The 5,942-nt window shown below is 62.3% G+C and carries 4 protein-coding genes; all 4 read right to left on the reverse strand.

Annotated features, from left to right (window positions below; all coding sequences use genetic code 11):
• Window positions 1-336 precede the first annotated feature (336 nt).
• Window positions 337-699 carry a hypothetical protein gene (locus ACFSNN_RS41260; RefSeq protein WP_134465865.1) on the reverse strand — a complete coding sequence of 121 codons (363 nt, stop codon included), beginning with the start codon at window positions 697-699 and terminating at the stop codon, window positions 337-339.
• Complete coding sequence (locus ACFSNN_RS41265) at window positions 696-2,591, reverse strand: integrase (protein ID WP_134465866.1); 1,896 nt, start codon at window positions 2,589-2,591, stop codon at window positions 696-698. Before ACFSNN_RS41265 ends, ACFSNN_RS41260 begins: the two co-directional genes overlap by 4 nt.
• Window positions 2,588-4,441 (reverse strand): integrase, encoded by a 1,854-nt coding sequence (locus ACFSNN_RS41270; protein ID WP_244323195.1) that lies wholly within the window; start codon window positions 4,439-4,441, stop codon window positions 2,588-2,590. Before ACFSNN_RS41270 ends, ACFSNN_RS41265 begins: the two co-directional genes overlap by 4 nt.
• Window positions 4,442-4,464: 23 nt before the next feature.
• Window positions 4,465-5,942: site-specific integrase (locus tag ACFSNN_RS41275; protein WP_377779228.1), on the reverse strand; the 1,478-nt coding region annotated here is incomplete at its 5' end.

Consider the following 5,942-nt stretch of genomic DNA (forward strand, 5'->3'; position numbering starts at 1 on the left):
TCGGCAGTCAGCAGGATGTCCATTTGGCTAGCCGAAAAAGTGGACAGAACGACGATCGGGTGTCCATCTTCCGCCGCAAGTTTCGCATGGTCAGAGGCCCGATAGAGCCGGGCGTCCGACCATGCTGGAGCGTGTCAAACCATCGCGCGTCAAGGGTTCACTTCGCCGGGCTTCGCCCTCCCTTGACCCGTTCAGCGGTGTCACAGAATCACGATCGGATTTGATGCGACACCACGCCGGGTGCGCCGTAGCGAGCACCAAGTCGACGCACTCAAGGCACCCGACGCAGGTAAAGCAGCACAAGTGCCCGTTTCGAGCGAAAACGCTCGCCCCGATCTAGCGCGGGTGCAGAGGCACGACGCTACCGCCTCGTAGCGCGGCCAGTTCCTTGCGCAGGCTGAACACCTGACGCAGCAGTGCGAGCTCACGAGCCAGTGACTCGTCAAGTTGTGCCTGCAGATCCTTCGCGTCGCCTTTCGCTCGGTCCAGACGCTCGGCCAGTTCGAGCTTCGGGCGCCCGGCTACCGCGTTGGCTGCATCGATCGCGTCAATCAGTGCTGTGAACTGCGGGCGCGACTTCTTGATGCTGCCCTTCTTGCGGCCCGCCTCGATCGCCACGGCGTCATTGTTGATACGCACTCCTTGTCGTTTCTTCAGCCGCTCAAGGGCGGCGTAGTAGTCGGTCATGGCGTCGCTCATGCTGCCTCCGGTTTAATCAGTTTCTCCTGCGCGTCAAGCAGTCGTTGCAGCGTCTGTGCCTCGATACGGTATTCGACGCTTGTCTCATCAACTGCGCGCAGCTTCCCGACCGTAGCCTGCTGCACCTTGATCACTCGCTGAAGCTTCGACGGCACGACGATGAGACTACGGCAGTTCGATTCAAGACAATCCAGACGCATCCAGTCGAGCGGTGTCGACCTGCAGGGCTCGACGCTGGCGCAGCCGCCCAGCACCGTCTCGCGATATGCGAGTTCACCCTTCTCAAACTTTCTGATCGTTTGCTCGCGCGAGTAGACCGATACAGGCGAGGCCTGCACGGCACGGCTCTGCGTCCACGCTGCGTGCCCGCCGAACAGCCGCTCGTCAGCGAACAGCACCTGCTCGGCGTACGCGAGATACTCGGACAGGCCCTGCGTCTCGGCCCATTCCTTCGCGAAGTGGCGCTTGTCGGTGTCGATGAAACCCTTCGCGAACGCCGAGCCGCGCGCATAGTAGGTGCTCATCTCGTGCGTGAGGTGCTGCAGCTGACGTTTGAGCGTAGGTAGCGTCACGAGGCCGCTCCGATGAGCGTAGAGGGCTAGGCTCCGGCGAAGCTGGTGGCGAGTGAACGGCCACTGCTGCCCGAGCGCGTACTTCGGCTCGTCTTCCCACGCGCGGTGCATGTCGACCCGCTTCAGCTCGGCGATGTCCTCGAATGTGATCGTCGGAAAGACGCGCTCACGAAAGGCTTCGATATAGTTAGCGACTTTACTTGCCGCCCGGTTTGCTACGTATCCATGACGCGGGCCTATCGGCAGACCCATCCGGCAGAACAGCAGGTGCGAACCGTCCGTCGATTCGGCGTAACCTTGCGCGCCGTGCGCACGGTGCGCCTCGCCTGACAGGCGTCGCGCGAGCCTGATAGCGCGGGCAGCGAGCGGGCTGGTCACCCAGCACGCGCGCCTGGCACGACCGCCCGACAGTTTGGTTGTGACGCCCTCGATGGTGTAATGTGTCACGCCATCCAGACGGAACTCACTCAGGCAGTTGTAGGGCAGGGTCTCTGCTTCTGCCGCGCGCATGCCGGTGAACGACAGGATGACAAGCTGACATAGCGCGGTGATCGACGCCACAAGCGACGACGCGACATAACGGGGGTCCTCGCACCGGAAGTGCGTTGCAGTACTTACCAGTTCTGCAGGGACACCAGGCCTCTCACCAGCGTATACGCGTGCGAGGTAGTCCGACAGAACATCAGCGACGTCTTCAGCGATGCCGAGGTCATGCTGACAGGTCGACAGGAAGTGCTGGTAGATCCGCGTCGGGATGGCAGGGTATTGCGAGTATCCAGCGTGTTGCGCCCAGCGTTTAAGCAGAGGCTTATGTAATTGGACCAGCGGTACGCGCAGCCCTGTGGTCTCGACGCCCAGACGGTGAAGCTTCACCAGAATCGAATGAAGGCGTTGGGCCTTCGACTCCATTCCGGCTTGCGCCGCATAGTCCAGAACAACGGCGACGTTGGACAGGCCATCGTAGAGCGTAAGCTGACGTGCGGCGGCAAAGAACGTGAACTCCCTCAGGTTGATTGAACGAGCCTGAAGCGTGCCGGACGCCGGTACCATATCGGTCGCTTCGTGCATCAGAAAGTACATGACCTGCTTCCATTGACGCGTGGTTGCTTCTGAAAGCGCGCGACTCACGCCGTCAGGCAAGTGGCTCCTAAAATAGAGATGCGTGCTGCGTGGCCCAACCGCGTACGCACGGATGTCCCAGGTATCGTCACCAAACAGCGAAACATTGTTCCCGGACGTGTCGCGCGCGACGACCGTATCGTCCTCGACCCGATACCAGTCGGGCCGCTCAGCGGTCGGCGCGATCAGTGTGTTGTTCATGCCACTCCCAATTCGTAAAGCTGGTCGAGCTTGGCCGACCAGAAAGCGTCCAGATTCCCCTCAATATCAACGTCATGCTCGATCTGTTCGACCAGCGCGACATCCCGCCTGCGCAGTTCGTCGAGCAGGAAGTCAACGCGTCGCAGCACCGCACCGAACGATCTGTCGTACTGCTCGATCGAGTCAGCACGCCCGCACACGAGCCTGACGCAGTGACGGCAGCTCAGCAGCTTGCGGATGTCGGTCGCGTCAGCGTGCACGCGGTACTGGTCGCAAAAGAGACACCCTTCGGTCGAGCGGCAGTCAGGCTGTACCGTGACCGAAGCCGCGATCGGCGCAGGCTTGTGGAATCCGATGCAGATGCCCACTGCGCTCCCGATGCTACCCATCGGGTCGTTGTCCGGCCCCAGCACGGTCTTCTCGACCGAAGCGAGGAACGCCCCCATCTCAGCCTTGTGCGCGGCATCCGTGCCGTTCGAGTACGAGCGCAGCGCCGTCTCCAGCGAGTGCCCCATCAGCCCGGCTGCGATGACGGGGCCGTGGTTGCTCACCGCCCAATCCTGCTTCGCCGCACGCCACTGACGCGCGCCAATGCGCGGCAGCGCGATCCCGAGTGTGTCGAGTCGACGGTAAAGCAGCTCCAGGAATTTGGTTGAGAGACCCGTTATCCGCCGCAGCTGTGCATGATGCCCGACTACGACGAACAACGCGTCCCACTCTGCGTCCTGCACCAGATACTCGCGCAACGCCAGATACGCCCTGAGCTTCGGCATGAAGCCCAGCGAGACGGTGAACGTAATCTCCTTCCCGCCTGCCCGGTACTTGACCTGACGAAACTTCTGACGCGCAACCGACGCATCCTGCAGGCTAGTGGCAAGCTTCGGACTCCACTTCATGGCTAACAGTTGCGCGAGGTTGATGCCCGTTTCGGCAAGAAACAGCGCGGCGAAGCTAGAGGCCGCTATCGAAGCGTGCGAGCGTCGGATTGACGACTGCGCGTCCGCGTTCGCCGCCGCAAGATGTTTAGCCGCTAACCTGGCGATGTTCCACGAACGCTCACGCGGATTGTTAGCCCCTGCCTCAACCATCCGCGTCCTGAGTTCCTCCCGTGTGCGCGGCTCTCCTGTCTCCAGATTCCAGCCGATCAGGCCGCGCGAGTCGTCGCCGTCACTACGGCCGTAGATGTGCGGAACGAGGCAAAGATTCTCACCTCGCACCGTGGTCACGCGCACGGGGTACGGCTTGAAGTCGAGCACCAGCGTGCTGATGCTGCTGAAGAGCGCATCGGCCCACGCGAGCAGGGCGGCCTGTGCTTCGGCGTCAGGCACAGCCGTCGGCACCCAGGCATCCTGTTGGTGGCGCAGCACCCTCGCGTCGGCGCAGAAGTCGTCGCTTCGGAAGAACTCACGTAGCATCGACAACAGACTGCGCTGATGGCTGGCGACGGAATTGCGGTTCTGGTTGCCCAGCGAGACCTGTTCGCGCCTCTCACGGAAGTACCGATGAACCGCCTCTGCGGTAGCCTTCTCGTCACAGAGCACCTGATGCAAGCCCTGGCTGTCGGCCCAGTTGACGAAATCAAGCACGACGCGCAAATCCATGAAGATCGTCGCCGGACGCCTCGCGCCAAGGGCCATACGCCCGGAAAGCTGGGTCACGAGCAGACGCACGACCCTGGCGCGTTCGCTGCAGAAGCTTGTTGGGTCGAAAGTGCGTCGCGTGCGCTGCGGGCTCGACGTGTCGCGCGTCAGATAGCAGATCTGACCGATATCGGAACGGTTTCTAACGCCTTCCCACCTGAGCAGCACGCGCTCGGGATGCAGAAGCAGCGTGCCTTCTGTGAGCGGCATGCGAACTTCCTCGTACAGGCGGCTCATGATGCCACCGCGGTGTTGAGGGTGCGCGTGACCAGCGTCGACAGATGCGCTCCCCAGCCGTCCTGTACAGCGTCGAACAGCTTGCGATTATCGCGGTAAGCGAGATAGCGTTCAGTCATTGAAGGGTGTACGTGCCACATCAACTGCCGTAACTGGTCGAGCGCCCGCGTGTACTTCGTCCCGCTCGCCGTCATCGCGTCGACCGTGTTGAGCCCGAAGGTCGCGCGCAGGTCGTGGAAGCTGAACTCGTACCTGGGGTTGCCAAGCCGCACACGCATCATGGGCAACAGTTCGTCCCTGATGAACTGGCGCACGGCCTGCCCGGTCTTGACGTGACGGCGCACGCGCGGGCCAGAGGTGAGCGGGTCGCGCGACGCGCGATCCTCGTAGAGCGGCGCACCGCGATGGCTCAAAAAGAGCGCCTGGTCGAAGTGATCGCCGCCATCTGCCATCTGGCGGCGCTTGCGCGCACGATCGCTGTGCACGTAGACGTACAGCCGCTCATAGAAACCGCGCGGCAGGTGCAACACGCCCTTGACGCCGCCCTTCGTGTCGATGCCGGTACCTGGCCCGCAGGCGAGACGGATGTCGTCGCCGTGAAACCCGTCAGGCTTGCGCATCACGTGTTTCGCACGCACGGTCAGTACCGTCTGGATGCGGGCGCCTGTCAACAGCGCAAACAGATGAACGAGCGTCATCTCGATGTTGCCGAGTGTGGCTAACGATTCAAGCAGCGCCGACTGCTCGGCAGAGGGGAGCGGGCGCAGGCGACCACCGTCCTGGATGTGATCGTCCCACGGGTCTTCTGCGCGCCGCCCACTGATCGACAGGTCCGTGGTCTTGACTTCGATCACGCTGCTGAAGCCCTTCTGGTCCTTGAACTCAATGAAACGATCAGATTCGACCCACGGCGCGTTCGTGGATCGAAAGCCTGCTTCGGTCATCATCCAGCGATAAAAGCGCACCACGGTGCCCATACGACGCCTGGCAACGCCCCGAGACAGCTCGCCGGCCTGCACGGCCAGCTTGATCGAGCCGCTATATCGGTAGGTCGGACGTTGCCTCTTGTTCACAGGGAAGACGAGCCAGTCGATACCCTCGTCATCCAGATAACGACGGAACGCTACCAGGTCGTCAGCGATGCTGGCGAACGTCAGCATGTTCGGCGACGACTTCGACTCGATCATATCGATGAGCCAGAGGTTCGCCTCAGCCCACGGCGCGCCGTCAGCAAGTCGGACAACGGGAAAGAGAGGAAAGGTGCCAGCGATCCACTTCGGGCGGGTGTCGCGTCGCTTGCCGGCGTCGGGGTCTGCGAGCGGGACCGTGTGATAGATGGTGCCGCCCTCGGGGGTGGTGATACTGACCGGCGTCGCGCCGGGTGTGTCGCGGTCAACGACCTCGGTCAACGGCAGTTGCCGGATGGTCGTTCGTCTTGCTGTCATCGTGCAGATCCTCTGCTGTGTTTGTGCGG

Source organism: Paraburkholderia dipogonis (genome assembly GCF_042680985.1).
Classification (GTDB): Bacteria; Pseudomonadota; Gammaproteobacteria; order Burkholderiales; family Burkholderiaceae; genus Paraburkholderia; species Paraburkholderia phytofirmans.

Coding starts and splice junctions, on each gene's coding strand:
- ACFSNN_RS41260 (WP_134465865.1), bottom strand. CDS start 699: ATGAGCGACGCCATGACCGACTACTACGCCGCCCTTGAGCGGCTGAAG.
- ACFSNN_RS41265 (WP_134465866.1), bottom strand. CDS start 2,591: ATGAACAACACACTGATCGCGCCGACCGCTGAGCGGCCCGACTGGTAT.
- ACFSNN_RS41270 (WP_244323195.1), bottom strand. CDS start 4,441: ATGCCGCTCACAGAAGGCACGCTGCTTCTGCATCCCGAGCGCGTGCTG.